Annotated in this window: 29 protein-coding genes and 2 pseudogenes; 15 read left to right on the top strand and 16 right to left on the bottom strand. The window is 65.7% G+C overall.

From position 1 onward, the window contains the following. The first annotated feature begins 137 nt into the window (after positions 1–137). Positions 138–440 (top strand): hypothetical protein, encoded by a 303-nt coding sequence (locus ACFSXZ_RS01465; RefSeq protein ID WP_378260341.1) that lies wholly within the window; start codon positions 138–140, stop codon positions 438–440. Positions 441–931: 491 nt separating this feature from the next. Here the strand turns inward: ACFSXZ_RS01465 and ACFSXZ_RS01460 are convergent, their stop codons facing one another. Together ACFSXZ_RS01460 and ACFSXZ_RS01455 are read right to left on the bottom strand one after the other, a co-directional pair. After that, positions 932–2,113: a sensor histidine kinase gene (locus ACFSXZ_RS01460; RefSeq protein ID WP_378260339.1), complete on the bottom strand. Its 1,182-nt coding sequence runs from the start codon at positions 2,111–2,113 to the stop codon at positions 932–934. Beyond that, complete coding sequence (locus tag ACFSXZ_RS01455; protein WP_378260337.1) at positions 2,088–2,747, bottom strand: response regulator transcription factor; 660 nt, start codon at positions 2,745–2,747, stop codon at positions 2,088–2,090. The genes ACFSXZ_RS01460 and ACFSXZ_RS01455 overlap by 26 nt, the downstream gene beginning before the upstream one ends. 159 nt (positions 2,748–2,906) lie before the next feature. On the opposite strand from ACFSXZ_RS01455, the gene ACFSXZ_RS01450 reads away from it, so the two are divergent. From ACFSXZ_RS01450 to ACFSXZ_RS01435, 4 genes are all read left to right on the top strand, one after another. Further along, complete coding sequence (locus ACFSXZ_RS01450) at positions 2,907–3,425, top strand: hypothetical protein (RefSeq protein WP_378260335.1); 519 nt, start codon at positions 2,907–2,909, stop codon at positions 3,423–3,425. A gap of 212 nt (positions 3,426–3,637) precedes the next feature. Further along, positions 3,638–4,546, top strand: coding sequence for a peptidoglycan-binding protein (locus tag ACFSXZ_RS01445; protein ID WP_378260333.1), 909 nt, complete (start codon positions 3,638–3,640; stop codon positions 4,544–4,546). After that, a complete protein-coding gene (locus ACFSXZ_RS01440; protein ID WP_378260331.1) occupies positions 4,543–5,235 on the top strand; it encodes an ABC transporter ATP-binding protein in 693 nt (230 codons plus the stop codon). Before ACFSXZ_RS01445 ends, ACFSXZ_RS01440 begins: the two co-directional genes overlap by 4 nt. Further along, positions 5,232–6,434, top strand: coding sequence for an ABC transporter permease (locus ACFSXZ_RS01435; RefSeq protein WP_378260329.1), 1,203 nt, complete (start codon positions 5,232–5,234; stop codon positions 6,432–6,434). The genes ACFSXZ_RS01440 and ACFSXZ_RS01435 overlap by 4 nt, the downstream gene beginning before the upstream one ends. 137 nt (positions 6,435–6,571) lie before the next feature. On the opposite strand, the gene ACFSXZ_RS01430 is transcribed toward ACFSXZ_RS01435, so the two are convergent. Next, a complete protein-coding gene (locus ACFSXZ_RS01430; protein WP_378260327.1) occupies positions 6,572–6,796 on the bottom strand; it encodes a hypothetical protein in 225 nt (74 codons plus the stop codon). Positions 6,797–6,912: 116 nt separating this feature from the next. On the opposite strand from ACFSXZ_RS01430, the gene ACFSXZ_RS01425 reads away from it, so the two are divergent. From ACFSXZ_RS01425 to ACFSXZ_RS01385, 9 genes and pseudogenes are all read left to right on the top strand, one after another. Continuing rightward, positions 6,913–7,278 (top strand): hypothetical protein, encoded by a 366-nt coding sequence (locus tag ACFSXZ_RS01425; protein ID WP_378260325.1) that lies wholly within the window; start codon positions 6,913–6,915, stop codon positions 7,276–7,278. A 461-nt stretch (positions 7,279–7,739) separates the two neighbouring features. Continuing rightward, positions 7,740–9,743: a S53 family peptidase gene (locus ACFSXZ_RS01420; RefSeq protein WP_378260323.1), complete on the top strand. Its 2,004-nt coding sequence runs from the start codon at positions 7,740–7,742 to the stop codon at positions 9,741–9,743. Positions 9,744–10,058: 315 nt separating this feature from the next. Then, complete coding sequence (locus ACFSXZ_RS01415) at positions 10,059–11,036, top strand: GlxA family transcriptional regulator (protein WP_378260321.1); 978 nt, start codon at positions 10,059–10,061, stop codon at positions 11,034–11,036. A gap of 307 nt (positions 11,037–11,343) precedes the next feature. Beyond that, complete coding sequence (locus ACFSXZ_RS01410) at positions 11,344–11,970, top strand: DJ-1/PfpI family protein (protein WP_378260319.1); 627 nt, start codon at positions 11,344–11,346, stop codon at positions 11,968–11,970. A gap of 30 nt (positions 11,971–12,000) precedes the next feature. Beyond that, positions 12,001–12,318 carry a carboxylesterase family protein gene (locus ACFSXZ_RS01405; RefSeq protein ID WP_378260317.1) on the top strand — a complete coding sequence of 106 codons (318 nt, stop codon included), beginning with the start codon at positions 12,001–12,003 and terminating at the stop codon, positions 12,316–12,318. Between the two features lie 64 nt (positions 12,319–12,382). Beyond that, positions 12,383–12,607: a carboxylesterase family protein gene (locus tag ACFSXZ_RS01400; RefSeq protein ID WP_378260315.1), complete on the top strand. Its 225-nt coding sequence runs from the start codon at positions 12,383–12,385 to the stop codon at positions 12,605–12,607. 80 nt (positions 12,608–12,687) lie between these two features. Continuing rightward, positions 12,688–13,026, top strand: a pseudogene (locus ACFSXZ_RS01395) (helix-turn-helix domain-containing protein); the annotation flags it as partial. A gap of 16 nt (positions 13,027–13,042) precedes the next feature. After that, complete coding sequence (locus ACFSXZ_RS01390; RefSeq protein WP_378260313.1) at positions 13,043–13,174, top strand: helix-turn-helix domain-containing protein; 132 nt, start codon at positions 13,043–13,045, stop codon at positions 13,172–13,174. Then, positions 13,153–13,746, top strand: coding sequence for an IS630 family transposase (locus ACFSXZ_RS01385; protein WP_378260311.1), 594 nt, complete (start codon positions 13,153–13,155; stop codon positions 13,744–13,746). Before ACFSXZ_RS01390 ends, ACFSXZ_RS01385 begins: the two co-directional genes overlap by 22 nt. A 441-nt stretch (positions 13,747–14,187) precedes the next feature. Here the strand turns inward: ACFSXZ_RS01385 and ACFSXZ_RS01380 are convergent, their stop codons facing one another. From ACFSXZ_RS01380 to ACFSXZ_RS01360, 5 genes are read right to left on the bottom strand one after another with little or no spacing between them, the layout of a single operon-like run. After that, the gene (locus ACFSXZ_RS01380) at positions 14,188–15,033 is read right to left on the bottom strand and encodes an acyl-ACP desaturase (protein ID WP_378260309.1); all 846 of its coding nucleotides are present in this window, start codon (positions 15,031–15,033) and stop codon (positions 14,188–14,190) included. After that, positions 15,030–15,938 carry an SAM-dependent methyltransferase gene (locus ACFSXZ_RS01375; RefSeq protein ID WP_378260307.1) on the bottom strand — a complete coding sequence of 303 codons (909 nt, stop codon included), beginning with the start codon at positions 15,936–15,938 and terminating at the stop codon, positions 15,030–15,032. Before ACFSXZ_RS01375 ends, ACFSXZ_RS01380 begins: the two co-directional genes overlap by 4 nt. Next, on the bottom strand, positions 15,922–16,170 hold the full coding sequence (locus ACFSXZ_RS01370) for an acyl carrier protein (protein WP_378260305.1): 249 nt from the start codon (positions 16,168–16,170) through the stop codon (positions 15,922–15,924). The genes ACFSXZ_RS01375 and ACFSXZ_RS01370 overlap by 17 nt, the downstream gene beginning before the upstream one ends. Before the next feature lie 17 nt (positions 16,171–16,187). Continuing rightward, positions 16,188–16,727: a hypothetical protein gene (locus ACFSXZ_RS01365; protein WP_378260304.1), complete on the bottom strand. Its 540-nt coding sequence runs from the start codon at positions 16,725–16,727 to the stop codon at positions 16,188–16,190. 3 nt (positions 16,728–16,730) lie between these two features. Next, positions 16,731–18,389: an AMP-binding protein gene (locus tag ACFSXZ_RS01360; RefSeq protein WP_378260302.1), complete on the bottom strand. Its 1,659-nt coding sequence runs from the start codon at positions 18,387–18,389 to the stop codon at positions 16,731–16,733. 257 nt (positions 18,390–18,646) lie between these two features. Here ACFSXZ_RS01360 and ACFSXZ_RS01355 point away from each other — a divergent pair. Then, positions 18,647–18,796 (top strand): annotated as a pseudogene (locus ACFSXZ_RS01355) (DUF6444 domain-containing protein); the annotation flags it as partial. On the opposite strand, the gene ACFSXZ_RS01350 reads toward ACFSXZ_RS01355, so the two are convergent. From ACFSXZ_RS01350 to ACFSXZ_RS01315, 8 genes are all read right to left on the bottom strand, one after another. Beyond that, positions 18,792–19,256, bottom strand: coding sequence for a hemerythrin domain-containing protein (locus tag ACFSXZ_RS01350; protein ID WP_378260300.1), 465 nt, complete (start codon positions 19,254–19,256; stop codon positions 18,792–18,794). The pseudogene ACFSXZ_RS01355 and the gene ACFSXZ_RS01350 sit on opposite strands and share 5 nt — an antisense overlap. A gap of 127 nt (positions 19,257–19,383) precedes the next feature. Next, positions 19,384–19,485: an adenosylcobinamide-GDP ribazoletransferase gene (locus ACFSXZ_RS01345; protein ID WP_378260371.1), complete on the bottom strand. Its 102-nt coding sequence runs from the start codon at positions 19,483–19,485 to the stop codon at positions 19,384–19,386. Positions 19,486–19,507: 22 nt separating this feature from the next. Further along, a complete protein-coding gene (locus ACFSXZ_RS01340; RefSeq protein WP_378260298.1) occupies positions 19,508–20,677 on the bottom strand; it encodes an NAD(P)/FAD-dependent oxidoreductase in 1,170 nt (389 codons plus the stop codon). A 26-nt stretch (positions 20,678–20,703) separates the two neighbouring features. After that, the gene (locus tag ACFSXZ_RS01335; protein WP_378260296.1) at positions 20,704–22,200 is read right to left on the bottom strand and encodes an amidohydrolase family protein; all 1,497 of its coding nucleotides are present in this window, start codon (positions 22,198–22,200) and stop codon (positions 20,704–20,706) included. After that, complete coding sequence (locus ACFSXZ_RS01330; RefSeq protein ID WP_378260294.1) at positions 22,182–23,504, bottom strand: FAD-dependent oxidoreductase; 1,323 nt, start codon at positions 23,502–23,504, stop codon at positions 22,182–22,184. Before ACFSXZ_RS01330 ends, ACFSXZ_RS01335 begins: the two co-directional genes overlap by 19 nt. A gap of 22 nt (positions 23,505–23,526) precedes the next feature. Beyond that, on the bottom strand, positions 23,527–24,900 hold the full coding sequence (locus ACFSXZ_RS01325) for an aldehyde dehydrogenase family protein (RefSeq protein ID WP_378260292.1): 1,374 nt from the start codon (positions 24,898–24,900) through the stop codon (positions 23,527–23,529). A gap of 5 nt (positions 24,901–24,905) precedes the next feature. Further along, positions 24,906–25,805, bottom strand: coding sequence for a dihydrodipicolinate synthase family protein (locus tag ACFSXZ_RS01320; protein ID WP_378260290.1), 900 nt, complete (start codon positions 25,803–25,805; stop codon positions 24,906–24,908). Between the two features lie 118 nt (positions 25,806–25,923). Next, the gene (locus ACFSXZ_RS01315) at positions 25,924–26,676 is read right to left on the bottom strand and encodes an amino acid ABC transporter ATP-binding protein (protein ID WP_378260289.1); all 753 of its coding nucleotides are present in this window, start codon (positions 26,674–26,676) and stop codon (positions 25,924–25,926) included. Position 26,677: the final 1 nt, after the last annotated feature.

Raw genomic sequence — 26,677 nt, 5'->3', positions numbered from 1 at the left:
GGTGATCTCGTGTATCTGGGTACACGCGCTGCCGGGAAAGTGTGCTGCGAAGTACCGGCCGTGCGCTGCTTGATGTACATCTCCGCACCCTCGCCGTCGCTGGCGGCCGCCTCCTGACACAGGAGAACACGGTCCCCGTGGTGGATCTGGCCGCGCATCGAGCTGATCAAAATAAAGTCCTGCACCGCGCCGAACCGGACGGGGCACCGGCGCTGTGGATCAACGGTAAGGGCCGCAAACGCCGCTGGGTCCGGCTCACCAGCATGGCCCTGGTCGCGGTCGAGGAGTACCTCGCCGAGCGCGACCAGGCCCAGACCACGCGGGAGATCGCGCCGGCCGGACAGGTGCCAGTTAACCCGCCCGCCATTGTTCGCCGCCGTGACCAGGCCCGGCCGCAACCCAGCAGATCACCGACATGCTGCGCTACCTGGCCCGGATGACGACGACGTCGAGCACCGAGCGCGGACACACGGCGCAGCTGCGGTCCATCGCCGAGACCGTCCACCCGCACGCGATCCGGCACTTCTAGGCCCAGACCGCTGAGGCGCATGGTGTGCCGGTCCGGCAGATCTTTCGCGACCTCGGACATTCCAGCGGCACTGTCACCGAGCGATACCTTCACCAGAGCCGCGAACTGGCCCGTTCCGCCGCGCCGACCGTGGCCGATCTCATCACCGCCGGCGAAGCCTGGTCCTCCTGCGGGCGATGCCGCGGATCAGCGATGGCTGACTAATGCTTCCCGAACACACCGAAGGCCCACCGGCGAAGATCACCGACAGGCCATCTGAACTGGGAAACAGGTGGTGCGTTCGTGCTCGCCGGGGAAAACTTCGACGTCACCAAGCTCGGCCGTGCGACCTTCCATGGAAGGATATTCCATCAATACGGGAAATTGCTGGTACTCGACCAGAGGCGTTGTGCCACAAGGGTTCTAGCCGGTGGTGACGACGCGTGGGAGGTCGAGGTGGACGGTCAGGCCGCCGTCGGGGTTGGGGTGGAGCCGCAGTGTGCCGTCATGCGCCGCGGCCACTCCGGACACGATCGCCAAACCGAGCCCGTGGCCCGATTTTCGGGTGAGGGTGCGGCCGGTGCCTCGAACGAAGGGTTCGGTGAGCGATTCCAGGGAGACCGGGGACACGGGCGGACCAGTGTTGGTGACCGTGACGCGCGCGGATCCGTTGTGGACAGACAGTCGCACGCTCGCGCGGCCCCCGGATCGGTTATGTCGGACGGCGTTGCGGGCAAGATTGGAAATGGCCTGGCGGATCAGCACAGGATCACCCACCGCAGTCGTCGCGCCGGCCGGCCCGGAGAGGTCGATGTTGCCGGACTTCGCCTCGGCCGAGAGGCCACGCACAACAGCGGCGGCGATTGGTGCCAGATCGACCGGCCGGCGGGTCAATGTAGCGCTGTCCACATCAGCGAGGTCGAGGAGCGCATCGACCGTCTCGATACTCGACTGGTTCATCTCCCGCACGCGCTCGGCCAGCGCGCGGAGTTCCTCCGCGTCGGAGTCCGGGTCGGCCAGGGTCACGTCGATCATCGTCTTCGTCGTCGCCAGGGGGGTCCGCAGTTCGTGCGACGCGTTCGCGGCGAAGCGGCGGTGGGTCGCGAACGCGCGTTGAAGGGACGCCAGCATGCGGTCGAAGGTGTCGGAAAGGTCGCGGATCTCGTCCCTCGGACCCGCCAACCCGACTCGGTGGTCGAGGTCGCCGGTCGCGGCCCGGGTAGCAGCAGCGTTGATGGCCGCCAACGGCTTGACGATCCGACCTGAGACGATCCAGCCGACAACGCCGCTGAGGACCGCCAGGATCGTCAGGGCGATCAGCGAGACCACCAGGAGCACGTGCAGGAAGTCGGTGGGACTGGTGATCGCCACCCCGCCGGGCGAACGACTGGTGCTGCCCCCCACCCCCTGCACCGGCAATCGCACGTCCTCGGCAACAAGGTAACTCGGCACGAAGCGCATGAAAAGGTAGACGATCGCGGTGAAGGCGGCACCGCAGCCGGTGACCATGCCCGCATAGCTCAAGGTCAGCCTGACTCGGATCGGCAGCCTGCGGTCTCCTGAGCGCCGTGGCCGCACGTCAAGCCCCGAACCGGTAGCCGACACCGGGAACCGTCCGGATGACCCACGGCTCGCCCAAGCGCTTGCGGAGGTTCGAGATGGTGACCCGCGTCGTGTTGGTGAACGGGTCGGTATTCGCGTCCCAGGCCTTCTCCAGCAGCACCTCGGCGCTCAGCACCCCGCCTTCGGCGTTCATGAGCACCTGCAGCACCGCGAACTCCTTCCTGCTCAGCCGGATCAGCCTGCCCTCGCGGTAGACCTCGCGACGGAACGCGTCCAGCCGGACGCCGTGCGACTCCACCACCGGAGGCCGGGCGGGCTGTGTGCGGCGTTCGAGCGCGCGCAGTCTGGCGACCAGCTCCGGGAATTCGAACGGTTTCATCAGGTAGTCGTCGGCGCCGAGCTCGAAGCCGGCCACGCGCTCGCCGAGTGTGCGGGCGGCCGTGAGCATGAGTACCCGCAGCCGCGGGTGCTCGGCCACGATCCTGGCGCAGACCTCGTCGCCGTGGACGCCCGGCAGGTCGCGGTCGAGCACGATGACGTCGTAGTCGTTGACGGTGACCGACTCCAGAGCGGCCGTGCCGTCGTGGACGACGTCGGCGGCGATGGTCTCGCGACGGAGGCCGATGCGGATCGCGTCGGCGAGGTACGGCTCGTCTTCGGCGATCAGGACACGCATGCGGGGTGCTCCTCTGCCGGGTTCTGGACGACCCCAGGCAACCATACCGTCTGTTTTGGATTGATAAAGGTTTTTCTGAACGGAGCGAGAACGGGCCGGTTGGTCGACTGCTCGGCGTCCGCGGCACCACTGTCGCGGCTCGATCCGAAGGAGTAAGACATGACCAAGCGCCGGGTCTCCGCCCTTGCCGCACTGGCCGCGGTTCCCCTGCTCGTCTCCCTGCTGGGTGCGTGCGGAGCGGCTGAAAGCACCTCGAACCCGGCCCCGAGCTCATCGGTCTCGTCGGGGAAGCGGTCGTTCGAGTCGTTCGACGAGTTCCAGCTCGCGTTCGCCGGATGCATGCGCGAGCACGGCGTGAACATGCGCGATCCCTCCGGGGACGGCGGTATCCAGCTCGACAACGGTGGCGACATGACCGCTTTCGAGAACGCGTCGAAGGCATGTCAAGAGCAGTTGGGCACTCCGCCCGCGCGGAAGGACAGCGGACACGGAAAGACGGACGAGCAGTTGCTGGCCGATCACCTGAAGATCGCCAAGTGCCTCCGCGAACACGGCGTCAACGTGCCGGATCCCACGGCCGACTCGCCGCTGGCCATCCCGCAGAACACGCCGGAAGACGTCCTGACGACCTGCGCACCCGAAGGTGTCGTCGAGCGCACGACCGGCGGGGGCAAGTGATGTCGGAGGTGGCTGAGCACCAGCCCGCGGTCGATGCGCCGGAGCTGGCTCGCCGGCCACGTCGTCGCGTCCTGATGGGGCTGGTCGCGACCGTCGTCGTGGCAACCGGCACGGGAGTCGGGGTTCTCGCTGCGGTCCGGTCCGGTGAAGGCGCTCCCGATGCCGCGCAAACGTTTCACGGAGCCACTGAGGAGGTGATCAGAGGGGACTTGGTGAGCAGCACGAGCGCCTCCGGCACCCTGCGGTTCGCCGACTCGCGCACGATCCGGTCCGCGCGCGGTGGCATCGTCACCGAGGTGCCGACGCCCGGTACGGTCGTGCCGCTCGGCGGAAAGCTCTACGCCGTCGACAACACACCCGTGTTCCTCTTTCGCGGCGGCGTGCCAGCGTGGCGTGACTTCGAGAGCGGCATGGAGAAAGGGCCCGACGTGCAGGAGCTGGAAACGAGCCTGCGCGATCTCGGCTACTTCACCAAACAACCCGACCAGGAGTTCTCCTGGTTCACGACCGACGCGATCCAGCGGTGGCAGAAGGCGAACGGCCTCGCCGTCACCGGTCGACTGGCACTCGGTGCGGTTCTGTTCGCGGCCGGCGACCTCCGGATCGGCACGGTCAAGGCCCAGGTAGGCGACCAGACGGGCCAAGGAGCCGAGCTGTTCGCCACAACAGCCACAACCCGGATCGTCGATGCGGACCTCAAGCTCGCCAACCAGCAACTCGCGGTTGTCGGCACGAAGGTCGGCCTCGACCTGCCGGGCGGCACCAGGACCGCCGGCACAATCTCTTCCGTCGGCACACCCACCGAGAAGCCCGGTTCAGGGGATCAGAAGGAAACGGTCATCCCCATCGTCGTCACACTCGACGACCCCGCGGCGGCCGGGTCTCTGCAGGAGGCGTCGGTGACGGTCAGCGTTCCGAGCGCGAAGAGGAAGAACGTCCTGTCCGTCCCGGTCAGTGCGTTGCTTGCCATCACGCCGGAGCATTTCGGAGTCGAGGTCGTCGAGGCCGACGGCACGACACGGAAGGTTCCCGTGACGACCGGGCTGTTCGCGGGGGGCCAAGTGGAGATCTCCGACGGCGGCGTGGCGGCGGGACAGCGAGTGGTGGTGCCCAACCGATGACTGCCATCATCTCGCTCGAGGACGTCGAGCGGTGCTACGGGGATCCGCCGGTGCTCGCGTGCGCCGGGGTCTCGCTCGCCGTCGAGAGGGGCGAACTCGTCGCCATCGTCGGGCCGAGCGGCTCCGGTAAGTCGACGCTGCTGAATATCATCGGCACACTCGACCGCCCGACCTCAGGGATCGCGCGCATCGACGGCCTGGTCGTCGCCGATCTCGACGACCGTGCCCTGTCGGCGCTCCGGGCGCACCGGATCGGCTTCGTCTTCCAGCAGTTCCACCTCGCCGAGGGGGTCACCGCGGTCGACAACGTGGCGGACGGGCTCCTCTACACGGGGACGCCGCGCGCCGAACGCCGCCGACGGGCAGCTGCCGCGCTGGACCGCGTCGGACTCGCGCACCGGCTCGGCCACCGGCCGAACCAGCTGTCGGGCGGTGAACGCCAGCGCGTCGCCATCGCCCGCGCCGTCGTCGGCGATCCGCCGCTGCTGCTGGCCGACGAGCCGACCGGCAACCTCGACACCGCCGCCGGCGCCGCGATCGTCGAACTGCTGCACGAACTCAACAGACAGGGCACGACCGTCGTGGTGATCACCCACGACGTCGAGCTGGCCGAGGGGCTACCCCGGCGGATCTGCATCAGGGACGGCCGCGTGGTCGATGACCTCGTCGAGTCCGGGGTGGCCGTATGACCACGGCGTCCGCCCCGGCGCGGCCCAGGTCCCGGCTCCTCGGCCGTGACGTGATGCGACTCGGCACGACCGGACTCCGGGCGCGTCCGATGCGCGCGGTCCTCTCCGCGCTCGGCATCGCGATCGGGATCGCTGCGATGATCGCCGTCGTCGGGATCTCGGCGTCGAGCCAGGCGCGCTTGAACGACGAACTGGACCGGCTCGGCACCAACCTCCTCACGGCCACGGCGGGCAAGGACCTCTTGGGCCAGCGCACGACCCTTCCTCCCGGCACCGTCGGCAAGGTCAGCAGGATCGAGGACGTCCAGTCGGTGAGCAGTACCTCCACGCTGCCCGCCCCGGTATACCGGAGCCCGCTGTCGGACCCCGACGCGACGGGCGGGATCACCACCATGGTCGCGGACGAGTCGCTCCTGCAGGTCGTGTCGGGCAGCGTGCGGACCGGCGCCTGGCTGAACCCCGCGACGTCCGGCTACCCGACCGTGGTTCTCGGACACGCCGCCGCCGAACGCCTCGGCGTCGTCTCGCCCGGAACGCAGATCTGGCTGGGAGGCCAGTATTTCACGGTCATCGGCATCCTCGATCCGATCGCCCTCGCAGCGAACCTCGACCGCGCGGCCCTCATCGGCGCGCCCATCGCGAAAAAACTGTTCGGCTTCAACGGGAGTCCAACCACAGTCTATGAACGTTCGGCCACCAAGGCCGTGGACCTGGTGCGCTCACTGCTCGGCCCGACAATCTCCCCACAGTCGCCGAGCGAGGTCGAGGTCTCGCGACCGTCCGACGCGCTCGCCGCACGCAACGCGGCCAACCAGGCCTTCACCACCCTGCTGGTCGGGATCGGGTCGATCGCGCTGCTCGTCGGCGGGATCGGCGTGGCCAACACGATGGTCATCTCGGTACTCGAACGCCGGCGTGAGATCGGGCTGAGAAGAGCGCTCGGCGCGACACGTCGGCACATCCTCGTGCAGTTCCTCGGTGAGGCGCTCCTGCTCTCCGCATTCGGCGGGGTGCTCGGGTCCGGTCTCGGCGCCGCTGTGACGTGGGTGACGGCCCTCGTCGACGATTGGCCGTTCGCTCTGCCGCCGGTGGCGATCGCCGCCGCGGTCGGGTCGACGCTCGTGATCGGGGCCGTAGCAGGGTTCTACCCCGCCATCCGGGCCGCGAGAACTCCGCCGACGGCAGCTCTGGGTTCGTGAAGTTTCCCCTCCGGCAAGAAGAACGATCCAGAAGAAGGCTGAGTGCCACGAGCGCGGAATAAAGCGCTTTCAACTGGTCAAGTGGCATTGGAGGGGAGGGGAGGGGAGGGCGGTAGCCGACCGGTCTTCCTGGCGCCTCAAAGTATCTCTCCGTGGGCGACCTTGTTGCGGATATCGATCACCGCGCGGCCGAAGGTTTCGGACGACATGGTCTCCACCAGGGTGCGGGCGTTGCACGCCAGTACGACTCCGCCACCAACGCCGAACAGCCTCGCGGATTCCTCAGAGGCCCCTGTCAGAAGCAGTAAGGTCCGCGCGCCGGTCGTTCGAAGATAGCCGTCGAGGGTGTCACGCAGGTACAACGGCCCATGCGGCGGCGGGACACGCAGTTTCAGTTCGACGGGGAGGGGATTACCGAGATTTCCCTCTAACTCGTCAGCGGTTACTAAGACCGAGGCTAGCCTTTGAGAAACCAACCGTGACGATCTACTCGTCGGAGCTGGACCTACCCGACGAGATCTACTGGGGCGCACTCAAGGTCGGTCCGATCGTCACGGTCGAAGCGATCACCCTTGCACTTCGGCGAGCGAACATGGACGGTGCTCGCCTCCGGTCCGTACCGCGGCGTCGGGACGGCCAGACGGGTGCTCCGTTTGGAAGCGCGGGCACCAAGCTACTTGATTCCCTCGATGCCGTAGTCGTCAGTAGGAGCGAGCGTGCCTTCGAACAATGGTTCAGCGAGGTCCTGGATACCGCTGGAGTTCCGCACGGCCAATCACCGACCGTGCAATCCGGTTCGCGGACGCTTCGACTCGACTTCGTTTCGCGCGACCAGCAAACTTGAGGTGACCTTGTGTAGGTGATGTCTGGTTGTCAGCTCGTCGTCGCTTGCCGGTGTGAGTCCGGTCCGCGCGAATTTCACGGACATGACACGGGAGTGTGCCATTGATCTCACGCGCGAGAAATGGAGTCGTTATTCCTGTGGTGGTAGCTTTTGCACGGCAAGGCCGCGGTCGGTGAACACAAGGGAACGAATAAGACCGTGAAATGACCCATGCATGTACCATGAATTTGTTCGAACAACAGCCCGGTCAAATCGTTCTGGTCGAAATTTCAACACGAGCGCTGTCACCGCCATCTGTTGCTACCGGGGCGGGACCTCGTTGCCGCGGTTGACCGGCACAGCGATAAACGCCGCTACCGGGGGTGGCCAGCCTTGCCTGTTACGAGCACTCCCCCATAGATGCAGCGAAAGCTGCATGACCACCTGTCCGCTGTTCAAGGGAAACACTAGGAGGCAGATCCGTGCGACAAGCTCGCTATCGGTTGGCGCTGGCTACAGCCTGTGCGGCCACGCTGACCATGACCGGAGTCGGGACAGCGCTCGCGGGGCAGTCCCGCGTGCCGCTCACCGGTACCGGCTACCAGACCGACTATGGTCTCATCGACAATGGCCCGTCGGACACCGGCATAGTCGTGAGCGACAACATCCATCTCGGCGTACGCGACCCGGCGGCCCTGGCCGCCCACGCCCGGTCGGAGTCCACACCCGGCAGTCCGGACTACGGGAAGCAGAGCACACCTCAGCAGAACCAGGCTGAGAACGAGCTCACACCGGCGCAGCTCGGCCGGATCCGGGACTGGCTGACCTCGGCCGGGCTGACTGTCACGCAGCCGAACTGGCGAACACTGAAGGTCACCGGCACGCTCGGGCAGATGGCCTCCGCCTTCGACGTCACCTTTGACGACTACACCGATCCGGACACCCGCGACCCGTATCACTGGCAGATCCCGAAGAGCGAGTTAAGCGTGCCTGCCGACCTCGGCCCGCTAGTGCTCGCTCTCGGCACCGACAGCTTTCCGGTGCCCATTTCCGGCCGGGCCAACGCCAAGGACTCTGTGGGCACTGTGGGCACGGGCATCAACCGCCCCGCCAAGCTGGGCGGCGTGTCGTACCCCCGCACGTCCGCGCTGCCCGCTGACTCCTCCTCGAAGTGCTCGAAGTACTGGGGCGAGCAGCAGGCCACCAGCGTGCCGCTAGTGAACGGCCAAACGCCGACGCTGGCGCCGTGCGGCTACACGCCCAAGCAGTTGAAGCACGCCTACGGCCTGGACGAAGCAACTGAGACGGGCCGGGGGGAGACCGTCGCCGTGGTGATGCCCGCCATGGACACGCTTGAACACGACGTGAACACCTGGTCGGCCCACACCGGCACCCAGCAGTTGCGGACCGGCCAGCTCACCGTGGTGCCCACCCCGGACGGCTCGGCCCCGCCACTACCACAGGAGGATGGCGGCGGGATGATCGAGAATACGATGGACGTGGAAGCGGTCCACGGCATGGCGCCGGACGCCAACATTGTGTCGATCGGTATGTCAACCGAGAATTACGGCACCGTCCTGGATAGCCTGATCTACGCTTTGGACCACACGCGGGCCTCGGTGGTCTCGCTGTCCCTGGCCTTCGCCGCTCCACCCGGCTTGGGCAAGGCGTACGACCAGCTTTACCAGGAAGGCGCGCTGCAGGGCGTCGGCTTCTACTATTCCAGCGGCGACGGCGGCCACGACCCGGCGGGCAACTTCTTCAACCCGGCCGCGGCCAGCGACTGGACCACCGCAGTGGGCGGCACCTCGCTGGCCATCGGACCGGACGGTTCGCGGATGTGGGAGACCGGTTGGGGCGACGGCACCAGCCGACTGAGCTCCGACGGCCAGTCCTGGCAGCAGCCCGAGAGCGCTGGCGGCGCGGGCGGCGGTTGGATGGTGGGCCTGCCGCGGCCGTGGTACCAGCGGGGTGTGGTCTCCGACCAGGAGGCGACCGGGCCCGACGGCATGGTGGACCGGACCGGGCCGGATGTCGCGATGGACGCCGACGGGACGACCGGCATGCTGGTGGGCGGCACGCCACTGGGTGGCTCTCCGACCAGCGACCCGAGCACGTGGCAGTACACCGAGGCCAGGATCGGCGGCACGAGCCTGTCGGCACCGCTGTTCGCCGGCGTGCAGGCGTTGGCCCAGCAGGCGCGCGGGGGCAAGCCGCTCGGATTCGCCAACCCTGTGCTGTACAGGTTGGCGTACACGGGGGCGTTCCGCGACATCGACAAGTTGCCGGGTGCCGTTCCGGCGGCAGTCACCTATCGCCAGGTCGCGGCTGACGGCACCCGGGCTCCGGTTCTGTTCCAACTGTTCGGGCAGATGCCGGTGACGCCGCCGCTCCCGACGACCCCTCAGGTCGGACGGGGCTTCGACACCGAGACCGGCATCGGCGCGCCCACCGTGCGCTACTTGTCGTTGGTGCACGGAGACTGAGCCTCCACCCCCCTTGGCAGCCCCTGCGGCGGGGGTTGTGGATGATGATCCCCGGCCGACTGAGGCCGTCGGGACCCCGGTTGTCCGGACACCTTGACGTCCGGACAACCGGGGTCAAGGTCACTTCAGGTTAGTGCGCGTGAGGCTGCCTCGTTCGCGAGGCTGGCCGGTGTAGGCGACCGACGCGACGATTGGACCGGGACTTATCCCTGTTCCGCCGCCGAGCGATGCTCCGGGCCATCCGATGATGCCCGGATCGACCGAAAGAGGGAGTTCCCGCCAAAGCAGACACTCCGCGATGGGAGTATCGCCCAGGTGAGAACCCAATCCGTACTCGTCATCCTGTTTGATGGCGTGCAGCCCCTCGACGTGGCGGGGCCTCTGGACGTTTTCTCGGTGGCGGCGCGTTTCACCGGAAATGTGGACACGCCTCCCTACGTCGTTCGCACCGCTTCGCTTGGCGGCGAGACCGTGCGAAGCGCCGGAGGCCTCCGGCTGGTTCCTGACCTTGACCTACTTGATGCCGACGACCCTGACATTCTTCTCGTGCCAGGTGGGCCGGGTATAGAATATGCCGACAGCCGGCTCGCGATATGGCTCCACCAGCGTGCTCCCGAGGTGAAGCGTGTGGTGTCGGTGTGCACCGGGGCGTATCTCTTGGCTGAGGCCGGGCTGCTGGACGGCCGCCGGGCGACGACGCACTGGGGGTCCTGTGACGACCTCGCGAGCAGGTATCCCCGGATATCGGTCGATCCGAACCCGATCTTCGTCCGGGATGGTCCGATCTCCACGTCGGCGGGAGTGACGGCCGGGGTGGACCTTGCCATCGCCTTGGTCGAGGAGGACTTCGGTCGCGCGGTAGCACACGAGATCGCGCGGCTCCTGGTGGTCTTCCTGCGCAGGCCCGGCAACCAGGCGCAGTTCAGCGCGCAGCTTTCGGCGCAGATCGCCCGCTCGGATCCGCTTCGTGAGGTCCAGTACTGGGCCGTCGCCAACCTTGCCTCCGACCTGTCGGTTCCCGCCATGGCGCGGCGCGCCGGCCTGTCCACCCGGCAATTCGCTCGTGCGTTCGCCGATCAGGTCGGGATAACCCCTGGCCGTTACGTGGACCTCATCCGTTTGGAGGCCGCGCAGCGGATGCTGACCGACACCCGCGACGGCGTGGTTCTTATCGCGCGCAGTTGCGGATACGGGACGCCGGAGGCGATGCGTCGCGCGTTCATGCGTGACCTGGACGTCTCGCCCACCGAGTACCGCCGTACCTTCGCCAAGTCGTCGATGGCCAGTACGTGAGCGTCGCCGCGCTTGGCACCCGGTGGGTTTCGTGCGCGGTGTTGGGATCGAGGGGGCCGTTCGCCGCCGTCGTGATCGCAGGCGGTGCGCGCCCGAATGAGTGGCGCGCACCGCAGAGTGTCAAGCGCCGTGTCCAGGCGGCCCGGCCCGTAAGGGCTTGATGACGTAAGCGCACGGAGATCCAGGCGCACCGGCTCGGTCATGGCCGAATTGGTGGTGCATGTGTCGTTGTCGTCCCCTTGCTCCAATGCCAATATCGCCAGGGGAGGGACAGTAAAATCTGGAACACAACGAACGGAGTGCCGCTGTGCAGGTCGCGATCGTTCTCTATCCCGGATTCACGTCGATGGACGTCATCGGACCATATGAGGTCTTCGGCCGCCTTCCGGACACCGATGTCGTCTTCGTTGCTGAGCGTCCGGGCCTCGTCGTCAACGACTTGCGGAGCCTGTCGATCAACGCCGTCGCAGGTCTCGCCGACGTGCCGAGCCCGGACATGGTGCTCATCGGTGGAGGCCCCGGCCAGGCGGGCCAGATGGCCGACGGGAACTTGCACGAATGGTTGCGAACGGTCGATCGGACCTCCGCGTGGACGACTTCCGTCTGCACGGGGTCCTTGATTCTCGCCGCCGCTGGAGTCCTCAAAGGTCGTCGGGCAACGACCCACTGGGCCATGCTCGAAAATCTCGCGGAGTTCGGTGTAACGCCGTCGAAGGAGCGGGTCGTCATCGACGGTCATTACGTGACCGGGGCAGGGGTCTCGGCGGGCATCGACATGGCGCTGACACTTGCCGGTTTGATCGCGGGCGACGACATGGCGCAAACCGTTCAGCTCATCATCGAGTACGCACCGCAACCGCCTTACCACGTGGGGTCCCTGGACACCGCTCCACCGGAGGTCGTCGAAAACGCTTGGCGAGTCATGTCCGCGTGACAACCGCCAGCCCAACAGGAGCGACGCGTCATGAATATCGAAGTCGAGACCGGCCAAGGCACCGTGCGGGGTGCTCTCGGGGACGGAGTCGTTAGTTTCAAGGGAATTCCCTTCGCCGCCGCGCCGGTCGGCGACCTGCGCTTCGCGCCACCTGCCGAGCCGCTGCCCTGGGACGGAGTGCGCGACGCCACGCGGTACGGGGCGATCTCTTTGCGGCGTCTCGAGCCGCTGTCGGCGGTGATCCCCGGAGTGGGTTTTCTACCACCCGGGCGCCGTGCAGGACGAGGACACTGTGGTATGACGGAGCCAGTCTTGCCGTCCAGGAAGACATCATCATCGTCACGGTGAACTACCGGCTGGGAGCGGTGGGCGCGCTGCCGGTCGATCCGGAGGGGAACGCTGGGAAAACTTTTTGCGAGACCAAATTACTGCCCTACGGTGGATCCGGCACAACATCGGCGCCTTCAGTGGCGATGCGGCCAAGGTGACCATCGGCGGCGAGTCCGCCGGGGCGATGAGCGTCGTGGCTCTGATGTCGATTCCCGAGGCACACGGATTGTTTCGCGCGGGTATCGCGCAAAGCGGGCACGGATCGCTCGACATGACGAAAGAGCAAGGACTCCGCGTCGCTCATTAGGTTGAATCGTCGGGGTTGATCTTGGTCTGCTCGGCGTGCCCTCCCCGCTTGTGATGGGTTCATGATCTATCCAGGGGTGGATGAGGTACGCGGATGGAGGTGGCCTGACCGAGCGGGGCAGGGTCCAACGTGAGGCGGTGCGGTTGCAGGCGGCTGAGTGGTTCGCCCAGGACGTGCCGGTGCGGCAGATCGCGCAGCGATTGCGGGTGTCGACCAATGCGGTGTATGTGTGGCGGCGCCGGTGGCGTGACGGTGGCCCGGAGGCGTTGGTGTCGAAGGGACCCAGCGGATCCGTCTGCCAGTTGGATGAGCAGCGCCGGGCCCGGTTGGCCCGGGCGTTGGAGGCCGGGCCGGCTGCGTATGGGTTTGGTGAGGATCAATGCTGGACGCTGGCGCGGGTGGCTGATCTGATCGCCCGGTTGTTCCACATCCGCCGTGCGCGGGGTGTCGTATCTGTTGCACCGCATCGGATTCTCGCCCCAGGTTCCGGCGCAGCGGGCGGTCGAGTGGGATGAGCAGGCCATCACCACCTGGCGCAAGGAGACGTGGCCGGCGGGAAAACGGTAGCGGCGGAGCAGGGTGCGTGGCTGTGTTTCGAGGACGAGGCCGGTCAGACCCTGCGTCCGCCGAAAGCCCGGACCTGGGGCCGTCGCGGACACACCCCGCAGGTTCCGGTGTCCGGCAAAGGATCCGGCCGGATCTCGGTCGCCGGTCTCGTGTGTCTCAAGCCCGGCTGGCGGTCCCGGTTGATCTATCGCATCCGCACCGATCGTGGCCGCAAAGGCGAGCGGCGCAGCTTTGCCGAGGCCGGTTATGCCGCTTTGCTCGACGCCGCGCACCAGCAACTGGGCGGCCCGATCGTGCTGATCTGGGACAATCTGAACACCCACATCAGTGCGGCGATGCGCGAGTTGATCGGGGCACGCGACTGGCTGCACGTGATCCGGCTTCCCGCCTACGCCCCCGACCTCAACCCCATCGAACACGTCTGGTCCCACGTCAAACGCAGCCTGGGCAACCTCATCGTCCACGGGATCGACCACCTCGTCGCCGTAATCAAAAACCGGCTCAAACGCATCCAGTACCGACCCCAACTCCTCGACGCTTTTTTCGCCCACACCGGACTCGAACCACCGTAACCCCAACCATTCAGCCTCTGTAGCTGTGAGCCGAGCCGCAACGCGGTGTCCGCTCATGCTATATGCCGCATGCTGCGCATCGGGCTTCGGTCCAGCGCAGGGCCCGCCCGAAGGAGCCGAAATTGCTGAGCAACACGCAGTTGCGTGACTATGTCGAGGCGAAGTTGCGCAAGAAGTGGTCGCCGCAGCAGAGCAGTCACCGGCTGGTCCAGGACTTCCCTGAGACCCCGGAGATGCGGGTGAGCACCGAGACGATCTACGTTCACGCCCGCGGTGAACTCAAACGCGAGCTTGCCCGGCAATTAACCCGCGGATGCGCGGCCACGAAGCCACGCCGGGGCCCGAACACACGAAGGCGGGACTGTCTCAGTACTCCAGCCGTGTTTCGTGATGTGGACCACGTCCCGGGTGCCATATGCACTGTACGACGTCATCGCTCAATCACACCGCGCGAATTCGGGCGATGAACGACAGCAGATCTTCGGTCGACGGTTCACCTCGCGACTTCACGAACGACTCAACCAAGCGCGCCACCGATTCGTACGCTTCAGTATGGTCGTAGCTTAGCTGGTTCGCGATCTTCAGTGACCAACGCCAGTAGTTGTCCAGAGTGTCGGCCAACGGCATCCGGAAGGTCTCCAGCACATCCTTCAGGTCAGGCACGATGGATGCCAGGCCGTGCCGTTCGACGTAAGAGCTGACCAGCTTGTTGTAGAAGGCGAAATGTCGAGCCTCGTCTCTGGCGAGCCGGTTCAACAGGTCCCCGAGCACTGGCTCAGAGATAGCGTCCTTCAAGAGCTGGTAGAACAGTTGGGTTGCCTTCTCCTGTATTAAGGTGTACGTGAATGCTTGAATGGGCCGCTCGTAGGGTAGGGCGAACCGCTTACGTCCTTCGGTGGCCAGTTCCACTACAAGATCTTCAGGCGTGCTCACCCCAGCTTCGATCTGGTACTTCGTTAGCACCAAGGCGTGGCGGTCTTCGTCGTTCGCCCAGGAGATGAGGAACCGGAAGTACTCCCGGTTGAAGCAGAAGTCCTCGATCTCCAGGTCGGCGCCGGTCACCGGAAACACCTGAATGAAGTAGGCGAGATAGCCGGGGATGTGGTCCTCGATCATAGTGATGAACCTGACCGCCGATCTGTCCTCGTCGGTCAGCAGTTCCGGCCGCAAACCGGCCCAGTCCAGATCGTCGATGCTCCACTGTTGCTGCCGCGCCCGATCCGTCGTCTGCCCCACTAGTTGGGCCACCAGGGTCGGGTCCACGTGCCGGACGGCGTCGCTCGTCATGTCAGGCCCGCCACGCCAAGCCTGCTCCGCACCGCAGTCAACGCGTACTGCTTGGTCGTGTAGCCCCACGCTAGATTAGTGGTCCGCAGGTATTCCAATAACGGTTCGGACATGCCGGGAACGATGTCCTCTATGGCCTGTCGCTCGCGCACGGCGCGCTCGATCCAGTCATTGACGGTGCGCTTGAAATGCCACGTCAGGTCTGTCACGCCGGTGAGACTGAGGCCGGTGTCCTCCACGACCCGCACCAGAGTGGAGAGTGGGTGCATCTCGGCGAAGCCGAAGATGCCCTCGGTGACTTGCAGAGTGCCGGGCCGACGTGCGAATTCCTTGTACTTCGAGGCACTGCGGAAACAGCTTTCCGAAAGGTAAAGTCGTGCCTCGTCGTGCATCAGACCGTGCACCTTCGCCAGGACATCATCCTGATTCGGCATATGGTTGATTGACCCCACCATCGTGACCGCGTCGAAGCCGACCTCGATCGGCACCTCGGAGAACGGGCCGACGATCACGTCGATGCGGCCTTCGACTCCGATCGTCGAGGCACATTTGCGAATGTGGTCTGCCTGTGCGCGAGACGGTGTCACGCCGGTAACCCGACACCCGTATTCCTCGGCCATGAAAAGGCTGAGACTGCCCCAACCGCAACCGATGTCGAGCAGTCGACTACCCGACCGCACATCAAGCAGTTTGGCGATAAAGTGCAGTTTTTCCGTCTGCGCGTCGTCTAGCGTCGCGCCTGGCGTCAGATACAGGCCCGAACTGTACTTGAGCCGACGGTCCAGGAACCGCGCGAAGAACGTCGGAGGAAACTCGTAGTGCTGGTTGGTGGCCCGCAGTGCCTGCTCGACCGTAGGAACGGCAATCGGTTCGCGCACTATGCTGACCTCATTTGCGTCCGACACGGGTCCATGCTATTGTTACCAGCCCTTCGAAGGTGTGCGGTTCGAAGATTTCTTTGTCGCTGAACTCCAGGCCCAGGTTCTGTTCTAGCTGGGTGATGACCTGGAGCAGTCGAATAGAGTCGGCGCCGGGCAGTTCGTGTAGGATGCCATCCGGTCGGATTTCCTCCGGCGCAAGACGGAGCTGCTGCGTCAGCACGTCACGAACCATCTGACATATCTCGTCCCTGGTCATGCCGGAATCATCACTACTCATTGCGGATGAACTCCCTTCTCGAAATACTCGCTCAGCGCCACACGTTCAGCCGTACTCAAACTCATGATGTCGCGAGCCTGGTCGGAGCGAATGGGTCGGAAACTGCCTGTCGCGAACACGTGCACCGCTGGGGAGTCGTCCAGCACTTCGGCTTCGGCACAGATGACGCCAGAGGCGTCGTGGTCGATCCGAGCCTTTGCCTGGTAAGTCCTGTCCACCAGCAATGGCCGAATCATCCGAACGCGCAGGGTAATTGAAAAGGCGAGAATCTGCCTTTCGAGCGCCACCGTGTCGCCCATCAACTGGTCGACGACGCCACCGATGACACCGCCGTGCACAACCCCGGGATAGGATGTGTGTTCCTGAGAGAACGTGAGGTGCGTGCTGATCGCGCCGTCCGGAAGTCTAGTCAGTGGATGGCGATATCCTAGGAAACTGCGAAAATAGCCCAGCGCGCCGGACGAAGCCATGGCGTCAAGCCAGGGCAGCCGCACAGGGTCTGTGGATGACTGAGCTGATTTCGACGGGTCGGGCACTTGTTATGCCTTCCGAGAAGCAGTGATGCGGTGGGCCGCGATGCTGCGCTGCCACTTGCCGCTGGTGGTACGGGTCAACCACCTGGGTTCAACCAGATTGATGTCGATGTGTGCCAGGGACAGTTCGGCTGAAACTCGACTGAGTATCTCCCGTCGAACCACGTCGGGAGATACGGTCGACGGGACCTCCGCAATGATCCCCATTCGTTCCGTGTATCCCTCAATGACAGGGAACGCCACGCACCTCTTCCGGTAGATGTCCGGTATTTCCCGGACGATCGACTCCACATCCTCTGGGAAGAAGTTCTGCCCGTGGACGACGATCATCTCCTTGCTGCGGCCCATCACAAACAATTCGCCGTCGAGGAAAAACCCGAGGTCACCAGTGCGCAGCCAGCTGTCGCTAGTGAACTGGACCTGGTTCGCGGGGTGGTTGCCGTAGTAACCGGTCGTCACGGCGTCGCCGCGAATCTCGATCTCACCGAGCTTTGTACCGTCATTCGGGGCATCCGCAATACGGACCTCGATCCCGTGCACGGGCCGCCCAACTGAAACAGCCTTCTTCATGTTGATCTCGGCGCTGTCGACAATCCGGACGCCGTCGCCGTTGAGGCTTGCGCGGTCGACGTCGACGACGCGGGCGACACTGCCTGGGTCTGGAAAACTGACGGCTAATGTCGCCTCGGCCATGCCGTAAACGGGATACATGACCGACGGCGCCACCCCGGCCGCAGCGAACTTCTCGGTAAATCTGGTTACAGTGTCCGGGTTAACGGGCTCAGCCCCGTTGAAAGCGAGCCGCCAATGTGACAGATCGAAATTCGCGAGCTGATCAGAGCTGATCGAGTCAAGAAGTTGATCATAAGAAAAATTAGGACCAGTAAGCACCGTGCCACCATGCTCACCGAAATAAGTCAAGATCTTCGCCGGGTGCCGCAGAAAAGAACTCGGCGTAAAGACGTGCACGTCAGCACCATTTAACCAGTGGGACAGTAAACCAATCAGACCCATGTCGTGAAACGTTGGCACCCACTGTACGAATACGTCGTTTCTGCTAAATTGACCCGACACCACACATCCCGCCAGGCCGGCCATGACAGTGCGGTGAGTAAGCATTACTCCTTTAGGTGCACTAGTACTTCCCGACGTAAACTGCACGACCGCTAGTCGGTCCGGTTTGACGGCAGGCAGTGCGCTGGAGGATTCGTCGGTCAGTTCACCGACCTGGACAACCATCAGGCCAGGCATCAGCTCGGTGAGGCGACCAGCGATCTCGGCATGGTTCTGATCTGTCACCAGGAAACGCATGCTGGCAGCTTGCATGATGGTGGCTAGTTGACGGGTAGTTCGGTCCACACCGCCGAGTACCCGCGTTGCTGGCAGGACGCTCAACGCGGCTCCGGCTCGCCACAATCCGAAAAGTGTGACGAAGAACATGGGGTTAGTGTCCACTAGCACGCCCACTAGTTCCTCAGCCAAGCCAGCACGCACGAACCTGGCCGCAGCGTTCGTAGCTGCTTCATCCAGCTCGGTCGCGGTTATTGTTTCACGACTCTCCGGAAATGTCGCCCGCGATTGTGGTGAAGCCCGCGCCAGGTTTGCCAGACTTGCGCCAATCGTATCACCATCCAATAATTGTTGAACCATAGGATTCGCTGACACCTTTCCTGGATAAAGTATTAATCAATCGCCAAAACTTGCCCACCGCGATCCTTGGTGGTACTTTTTTGGTGAGATTGAATCGGATTTGCGAACGAATCTAAATGGTAACTGTTCAGGTGGTTTGAGGTCCTGTTATCGGTGCTGACTGGTGGTCTGACATGATCTTGGTTTGTCGGTTCCGGGCGATGTGTCGCTGGGGCGATTGCTCGCGCGCCTGGAGGGGTTGGAGGCGCGGGTCGCAGAGTTGACGGCGACGGTTGGCCGAGCGGGACCGGCGGATTGAGAGGTCGGGGGCGGAGAACGCTGAGTTGAAGCGGCGGCTGGGGCGGAACTCGCGGAACTCGTCGAAGCCGCCGTCCTCGGATGGGCCGGAACGGGCTGTGCTGCCGCGGTTGTTGCGGGCTATGGGCGCGTCGGAGCGGTTTCCTTGGCGTGCAGGGCTTTTTCGCCGAGTTCGCGCAGCCGCTCCGGCGGGCAGGCCTTTCCGAGCTCGGGGAAGATTTCGTTCTCCTCGCATTCGATTTGCCGGCGGATGTCCGCGATGAACCGGCTCAGCAGCTCTTCGAAGTGCGACTCGGCGGGCGAAAGGCCCTCCAGTTCCTTCATTACCCGTTCGGTCTCGACGTGTTCCTTCATCTCCTGGTCGGCGATTCTGTCGCCGCCTTCGACGTAGGTGCGGAACACCGGAAACATCCAGGTTTCCTCGATAATGACGTGGGAGGCGACTTCCGTGATCACGTGGTCGACCAGTTCCCGGCGATGTTCGACGGTTCCTTCCCTGGCTTCCAATTCGGCGAACAGCCTCTCGACTTCACGGTGGTCGGACATGAGTACGGAGATCAGGTCGGTGGGCCCAGTAGCAGTCATTCGATTTCGCCCTTCGATACCATATTTCTTTTCCTCGATTCAATCATACATCGCGGACATCGCGGACATCGCATAATCGAGCAATACGGGTATTGGAGCGAAGAAATCGGGCAGCGTCAAAAGGACTTCACGCGAGTGCGACGAGGGCGGCGGTGACCGCGGTCTCGGCGCACGCACCGAGGATGTCCCCGGTGATGCCGCCGAACCGCCGCACGCACCGCAGCAACAGGAGCCCACGGAGCCCCGTCGCCTCATAGATCGGATCCTCGGCGGGCCTGACCCACAGATCGAGCCAGCCGAGCGGGGTCGAGATCGGCGGGGTTGCAGCCGCTGGCCAAGATGTCGGCAGGCATGTGGTCGCCGAGGATCAGCGCCGCGCCGAGTCGCGCCGCGGCGGGCGCGATCTGGATGCCGTACCCACCCTGGCCTGCGAACCAGAACAGACCCTCCACTCCGGGATCGGGGCCGACGACCGGAGCGTGGTTCGGAGCGAAGCTTCGCAGCCCAGCCCACGAACTACGAACGTGCCGGATGTTCAATCTCGTCGCCTCGTTGATCGCTTCAATCGCGCGAGCGATCTCCAACTCGTCGGGCTTGGCGTCCCCAGGTAGCTGTGGGGTTTCGTCGTGCGGCGAGCAGAGGCATTGGTCACCATCGGCCTTGAAGTAGTATGAGCCGTCGATCGCGATGGTCAGCGGCAGGTGTGCCGGGACCGTTTCGCCCGGGACCATGAAGATCGACCGGCGGAGCGGCACGATCCCGATAGGCTGCGCGCCGAAGAGCGTGCCGACCTCGTCTGACCAGGCACCCGCCGCGTTGACGACGGTTCGGGCGCGGTATGTCCCGCCATCACCGGTCGCCATTGTCCAGATCCCGTCGCGGAGGTCGGCCGACACGGCCTTCGCCGCCCGGACGACAATCCCACCACGGGAACGCAGGCCGCGGGTGAAACCGGTGTGCAACTCATGCACGTCCACATCCAGCGCCCCGGGCTCGGTCAACGCGAGCTCGACGCGCTCGGGGCGCAGCATCGGGTTTATCGCGACCGCCTCCGCCGCGTCGATCAATCGGACGTCCGGGGTGAGCTCACGGACGGTGTCGTGTAGCTCGCGAACCTGATCCGACTGGCCGGGGCCACCGACATAAACCAGGCCGAGCGGCTTGGTTAGGGCGGACTCGAAGATCGGGGGCGGGTTCAGAAAGAACTCCCGGCTGGCGCGGGTTAAGGCGCGGATCGGGTGGTTGCCGTAGGTTGCGAGCCAGGTGGCGGCCGACCGTCCGGTGGTGTGGTAGGCGAGGGTGGATTCCATCTCGAGCAGGATGACCCGGCACCGTGCGGCGAGTTCGTAGCCGATCGAGACGCCCGCGATGCCTCCACCGATGATCACGACGTCCGCGACCGGAATGTGTTGCGTGCTCACAGTTTCCTTTCTAACGCCTACGTTGGTCATCGAGGCTCACCCCGCACCGCGCGGCCCGGGCGCGCGTCGGTGCGCAGCAAGCCGTTCTCGATGACGGGAACGCCGCTGACCACCAGGTAGTGGACACCGACGGAAGGGTCGGTCGGACGCGAGTACGTGGCCGCATCACCGAAGGTCGCGGGGTCGAGAACGACGAGGTCGGCGTCGGCTCCCGCTGCGAGGTAGCCCTTGCGCCGCATAGAAGGGACGAAGTCGAGAATTTGCGCCGGCACGAGAGAACAGCGCCGAAAGGCCTCGATCCACGACCACGCGCCGTGGTCGCGCACCATCGTCCGCACGGTCCGGGCGAACGTCCCGGCGGTGCGCGGGTGCGTCAGGCTTCCGGCCGGCAGCGGCCAGTCCGCCTCGGCGAACCGACCATCGGCCGACGTCACGGGGATCGCGTCACTGGCCACGGCGATCTCGACATCGAGGCCGACTGCATTGAACGGCAACCAGAGCAGGCGTCGGCTGACCGGGTCGTCCTCGGCCAAGAACTCGACGACGCACGGCGCGTCCGGCTCGCGCCGACGAAGGTCGGTGAGTCTGTCGGCGTCCGGGATGCGCTCGCCGGTGCACAACATCATGATCGACGACGGGACCAGTCCGCGTTCGTCGAGCCGGGATGGGTCAAGGAATGCCGCGCCGATCGGCGTGCTGCCGGCGCCATAAGGGTATGCCTCCGCGGTGACCACCGCTCCGGCGGAACGGGCGCGGGCCAGTGTGCCGAGAACCCGTTCGATGTGGCGAAGCGACGTGGAGTTGACGTGGCAGTGGTGCATCCGGGCTCCGGTCTCACCGGCGGTCGCGACGAGTTCCTCGGTACCGTCGACAAGGGTCGCCGGATTGATCTCGACCAGATCGCGGACATGCGTGTACGTGGCAACGCCCGCGACGGCGGCGAGCGCCGCGACGGCTTGATACTCACTGCGCGCCGTGTCCGGTGCGTAACCGATCATGATGCCCACGCCCAGCGCTCCGGCGCTCAGTTCGCCGCGGAGAAGATCGAGGCATTGGTGGAGCTCGCGGGCGGTGGTCGGTCGTTGCCACGTTTCGTTGCCGAGCAGGGCTAGGCAGGTCTGGATCGTCGCGTCCGGCGTGACCCCGGCCAGCACGCCGCCGCGCGCCGACGTCCACGATGCCGAGAATCCGTAGTTGAGCGGGCGTCCTTCGGCCGCCGCTGTCTGGTAGCCGCGGTCCACCGGCATCAGGCCGGCCTCGAGGTCGAGGGTAGTGGTCACCCCGTCGCACGCTTGCAGCCACTGGCCGGCGATGGAGTGGACATGGCTGTGCAGGTCGATGAATCCGGGGCCGACCAGGTATCCGGAGATGTCGATTTGCCGGACGGTCTCGTAGCCCGCTCTGCCGGCAAGGTTCGGCTCGACCGCCACGACTCGGTCCCCATCGACCAGGACGTCCGCGACGCGGTCGGTTCCGGCGGCAGGGTCAATGGCTCGGCCATTGGTCAGGAGGAGACGTGCCATCCTGCACCTTCCTCGGGGTTGCTCACGGACAGAGACCCGCATGCGTCGTGCCGGCGCCGTGGCAGATACGGGCGTGCGTCGATGGCGGTCGGGCGCTTGTCGAGAAGGTCGGCGATAAGACTTGCCGAGCCACATGCCTGGGTCCAGCCCAGATGCCCGTGCCCCGTGTTAAGCCACAGCCCCGGCAGCGCGGTCGGACCGATCAGCGGGCGTCCATCCGGCGTGAGTGGACGAAGGCCCGCTCCGTAGTTCGCCTTCGGCCAGTCCAGCGCCTCCGGTCCGAACATGGCGTCCGCGAAGCCGTGAATCGCGGCGAAGTTCTCCGGTGCCCAATCGTGGTTCTGTCCGGTGAACTCGGCGTGCGAGGACATCCGCACGTGCGGCCCCATGCGCGTTACCGCGACGTGGTGCCGCTCGTCGATGCAGCCGACCATCGGAATCGCCTCGTCGTCGAGGATCGGGACGGTCACCCCGTAGCCTTTCGCCGGAACGACCGGAACCCGCACCCGCGCGGTGGCGGCGAGCGTCGCCGACATCGACCCGGCCGCCAGCAGCACCGTGTCGGCGGTGATGCGCCCGGACGCCGTATCAACACCACCCGCCTGCCCCTTTCGCACATGCACCCGGCGTACCGGGCACGACAGGCGCAACTCAACGCCCAGGTTCAGAATCCGCGCCGTCAGTGCCCGGGTGAACGCCTGGCAGTCGCCGTAGCCACTGTTCGACGCGTAGATCGCGCCCGCCACGTCAGCGGCGGCCGCGCGGGTGAAACCGGGAACGGTGGCCAGTCCATCACGTCCGACCCGGCGATATTCCACGCCCACCTCGGCCAGCGCCGCCCGATCACGCCAGCCCTGCTCGAGCGCCGACTCGCTCGGGTACAACACGAACAGGCCGTCCTCGTTGCGGCCGAAATCAAGCGGGACCTCACCACCGAGCCGAGTCAGTTCACGGCGGCTGTAATCGCTCAACGCGTACGCGAAGCGCATGTTCCGCCGCATCCGGCGTGGCGAGCACTGCGACAGAAACCGGACGCCCCACGGGATCAGCTCGGGAAACGCGGCCGGCTTGATGCGGATGAAGCCGGTTTCGCGGTCACGCAGCGCTCGCAGCAGCATGCCGGGTGCTTGGGGTGTGGCCCACACAGTCGAGTCCGCCGGACACAGCAGTCCGGCGTTCACGCTGCTCGCGCCGCTCGCCACCCGGTCCGCGGCGTCGACGAGCGTGACATCGTGGCCGCGCGCCAACAGGCAGTAGGCGGTCGTCACGCCGATGACACCCGCACCGACAACAACGATGTGCATGATCAGCGGCTCCGTATTCCAGTCACGGCGCGGCCACGGTGATGGTCTGCGTCGTCGTGTAGAAATCGGCTGCGGCCTTGCCCTGCTCGCGTGGCCCGTAGCTCGATGCCTTGGTGCCTCCGAAGGGAAGGTGGAAGTCGACGCCCGTCGTCGGAGCGTTGATCTTGACCTGCCCGGCCCGCAGGCGTCCGGCCACGTCCATCACCGCGGTGAGGTCACGGGTGTAGACGCCGGCGGTGAGCCCGTAGGGCACGGCATTGGCGATATCGACGGCCTCGGTCACGGAGGGGGCCGCGATGACCGCGCAGATTGGGCCGAACACCTCGTCGCGGAGCATTTCGTGGCCCGGCGGCACGTTGTCGACGATGGTCGGCGGCACGTACCAGCCCGCCGAATCCGGCACCGTGCGCCGGGTGAGTACCCGGCCGCCATCACGCACCGCTGAGGCTGCGACATCCCGGACGCGGTCGCGGGCCGAAGCGGTGATGACCGGTCCCACGACAGTCTCGGCGGCGCCCGGGTCACCCAGCGGCAGCGCGTTCACGGCGGTTACCAGCGCATCGGTGAACTCGCGCGCGTTGCCGACAACGATGACCCGACGAGTCGCCGTGCACTTTTGCCCGGCGTAGCCGAACGCCGCCCTCGCGAGTTGCTGGGCGACCGCCTCGATGTCGACATCGTCCAGCACGATGGCGGGGTTCTGGCCGCCCAGCTCACACTGCACCGGGACGCCGGTCTCCGCCGCGGCACGGACGACGGCACGGCCGACCGCCGCCGACCCGGTGAACGAGACCACATCGACCTGTGCCACCAGGGCTTCGCCTGCCTCGGCGTCGCCGGGCAGCACCTGCAGCAGGGCGTCGGGCAGTTGCGCCGCGAGGAGTTCGCCCAGCGCGAGCGCACACGCGGTGGCGGCGGGGGCGGGTTTGAGCACTACCGCGTTGCCGAACGCGAGGGCGGGGGCAGCCTTCCAGACCGGGATCGCCAGCGGGAAGTTCCACGGGGTGACCAGTCCGGCGACACCATGCGCCTGACGCCGGGTGAGCGCGAACGACCGCGGTGGTGACGCCAGGTGCACGGCGCCTTCGGGGTCATAGATCTGTTGGGCGTAGTACCGCAGGATCGCTTCGGTGCGGGCGACTTCGGCGGCGGCCTCGGCACGGGGTTTGCCGACCTCGCGGACGACGAGTTCGACCAACTCCGACGACGCCTTGCGCACCGCATCGGCCGCAGCGACGAGCGCGACCACACGGGCGGCCCCGGCCCGTGCCCACTCGCGCTGGGCACCTCGGGCCCGGTCAACAGCCGACTCGACGACCGCAGCGCTGGACGCCGAAACATCGATCACTACGTCGTCCGGTCGCTGTGGGGAGACCGAACGGATGGTTGCCGTCATCCTGGTCACCGGTATCCGAGGGAAACGGCCCGCTCGGTCGCCGCTCGGACGACCCCCGCCTGCTCATCGGTCAGCGGAAGCCGCGGCGGCCTGGACGGCCCGCCGCGCCGGCCGACGACATCCATCGAGAGCTTGATGGCTTGGACGAATTCGGTCACCGAGTCCCACCGCAGAAGTGGATGCAGTTCGCGGTACAGCGGCACTGCGGTGGCCAGGTCGCCCGCCCGGGCCGCGTCGAAAAGCTGAACGCATGTCCGCGGGAAGGCGTTGGGGTACCCGGCGATCCATCCCGGCGCACCAGCGAGGACCAGTTCGAGCGTGACGTCGTCCGCACCGGCCAGCACATCGAGTTCCGGAGCGAGTTCGGCGATGCGGTAGGCACGTCGGACGTCGCCGGAAAACTCCTTGACGGCGACGATCAGTCCCTCACCGTGCAGCCGTGCCAGCAGTTCGGGGCTGAGATCGACCTTGGTGTCGATCGGGTTGTTGTAGGCGACCACCGGAAGTCCGACCCGGGCCGCCGCGCGGTAGTGGTCGGCAACGGCCTCCGTGTCGGCGCGGTAGGCGTTGGGAGGCAACAGCATCACAGCCGGGCAACCAGCCTCGGCCGCGTCCTCGATCCACGCGACCGCTTCGCGAGCGCCATAGGCTGCGACGCCAGGTATCACCCTGGTGCCCGGTGCCGCCGCCTTGACCGCGGCACGAACCACGCTGGAGCGTTCCGACGCGGTCAGTGTCTGGTATTCGCCCAGCGATCCGTTGGGGGTGACGCCGGCGCAGCCGTTGGCGGTCAGCCACGCGACATGCTCGGCATAGGCGTCAAGATCGATCTCGAGATCGGCGCCCAGCGGAACGGCAGCGGCAACGAGCACGCCATGCCAGGGCTTTCGTTCAGTCGCGGTCATTTCAGGTCCATTCTTGCCGGGAACAAAGGAAAATTGACAAACGGGTAGCCACCGTTCGGGCCAGGGAAGGCAGGTGACCCGCCCGGATGATTATCCGCGCGCCAGAAAGGTCGCGGCTCTAGTTCATTCGGCGGAGAAACTCACGCGTTTTGGTGTGTTGCGGATGGTCGAGAACATCAGCGGGCGAACCGGACTCCAGCAGTCGGCCTTCGGCAAGGACGACCACCCGGTCGGCGACCTCGCGGGCGAACCCGAGTTCGTGGGTCACGACGATCATGGTCATGCCCTCGACAGCCAGATCACGCATCACCGCCAGCACCTCGCCAACCAGTTCGGGATCCAGCGCCGAGGTCGGCTCGTCGAACAGCATCACTTCCGGGCGCATGGCCAGCGCCCGGGCAATGGCGACCCGCTGCTGCTGTCCACCGGACAGTTGCCGCGGAAAGGCCGACTCGCGTCCGGCCAGATCGACCTGCTCGAGCAGGGACCGGCCGTATGCGTCGGCCTCCTTGCGCTTGACACCTTTCGCGCGTACCGGACCAAGCGTCACATTGTCGATCACCGACAAGTTCGGAAACAGGTTGAAACTCTGAAACACCATGCCGATCTTGGTCCGCTGTTTGCTGGCCGCCGCGTCGGAAAGGAGCACCAAGCGGTTGCCGGCTTCCCGGGCCCCGATCAGTTCGTTGTTGACGCGCACGGTGCCCTGGTCGGGTCGTTCCAGGTTGTTGACGCAACGTAGCAGGGTGCTCTTTCCACTGCCGGACGGTCCGAGCAGGCAGACCACCTCGCCGCGAGCGACATCAAGGTCGATTCCCCGAAGTACGACGTTGTTCGCGAAACGCTTGTGGATGCCGCGCGCCGACACCATC

The organism is Amycolatopsis pigmentata (assembly GCF_042684065.1).
Taxonomy (GTDB): domain Bacteria; phylum Actinomycetota; class Actinomycetes; order Mycobacteriales; family Pseudonocardiaceae; genus Amycolatopsis_E; species Amycolatopsis_E pigmentata.
This window is presented reverse-complemented; position numbering and strand designations above follow the sequence as displayed.

Excerpts from the sequence above, each read along its gene's own strand:
- ACFSXZ_RS01455 (WP_378260337.1), bottom strand. The coding sequence starts at position 2,747 with ATGCGTGTCCTGATCGCCGAAGACGAGCCGTACCTCGCCGACGCGATC.
- ACFSXZ_RS01450 (WP_378260335.1), top strand. The coding sequence starts at position 2,907 with ATGACCAAGCGCCGGGTCTCCGCCCTTGCCGCACTGGCCGCGGTTCCC.
- ACFSXZ_RS01440 (WP_378260331.1), top strand. The coding sequence starts at position 4,543 with ATGACTGCCATCATCTCGCTCGAGGACGTCGAGCGGTGCTACGGGGAT.
- ACFSXZ_RS01435 (WP_378260329.1), top strand. The coding sequence starts at position 5,232 with ATGACCACGGCGTCCGCCCCGGCGCGGCCCAGGTCCCGGCTCCTCGGC.
- ACFSXZ_RS01405 (WP_378260317.1), top strand. The coding sequence starts at position 12,001 with ATGAATATCGAAGTCGAGACCGGCCAAGGCACCGTGCGGGGTGCTCTC.
- ACFSXZ_RS01380 (WP_378260309.1), bottom strand. The coding sequence starts at position 15,033 with ATGACGAGCGACGCCGTCCGGCACGTGGACCCGACCCTGGTGGCCCAA.
- ACFSXZ_RS01370 (WP_378260305.1), bottom strand. The coding sequence starts at position 16,170 with ATGACCAGGGACGAGATATGTCAGATGGTTCGTGACGTGCTGACGCAG.
- ACFSXZ_RS01350 (WP_378260300.1), bottom strand. The coding sequence starts at position 19,256 with ATGACTGCTACTGGGCCCACCGACCTGATCTCCGTACTCATGTCCGAC.
- ACFSXZ_RS01335 (WP_378260296.1), bottom strand. The coding sequence starts at position 22,200 with ATGGCACGTCTCCTCCTGACCAATGGCCGAGCCATTGACCCTGCCGCC.
- ACFSXZ_RS01330 (WP_378260294.1), bottom strand. The coding sequence starts at position 23,504 with ATGCACATCGTTGTTGTCGGTGCGGGTGTCATCGGCGTGACGACCGCC.
- ACFSXZ_RS01325 (WP_378260292.1), bottom strand. The coding sequence starts at position 24,900 with ATGACGGCAACCATCCGTTCGGTCTCCCCACAGCGACCGGACGACGTA.
- ACFSXZ_RS01320 (WP_378260290.1), bottom strand. The coding sequence starts at position 25,805 with ATGACCGCGACTGAACGAAAGCCCTGGCATGGCGTGCTCGTTGCCGCT.
- ACFSXZ_RS01315 (WP_378260289.1), bottom strand. The coding sequence starts at position 26,676 with ATGGTGTCGGCGCGCGGCATCCACAAGCGTTTCGCGAACAACGTCGTA.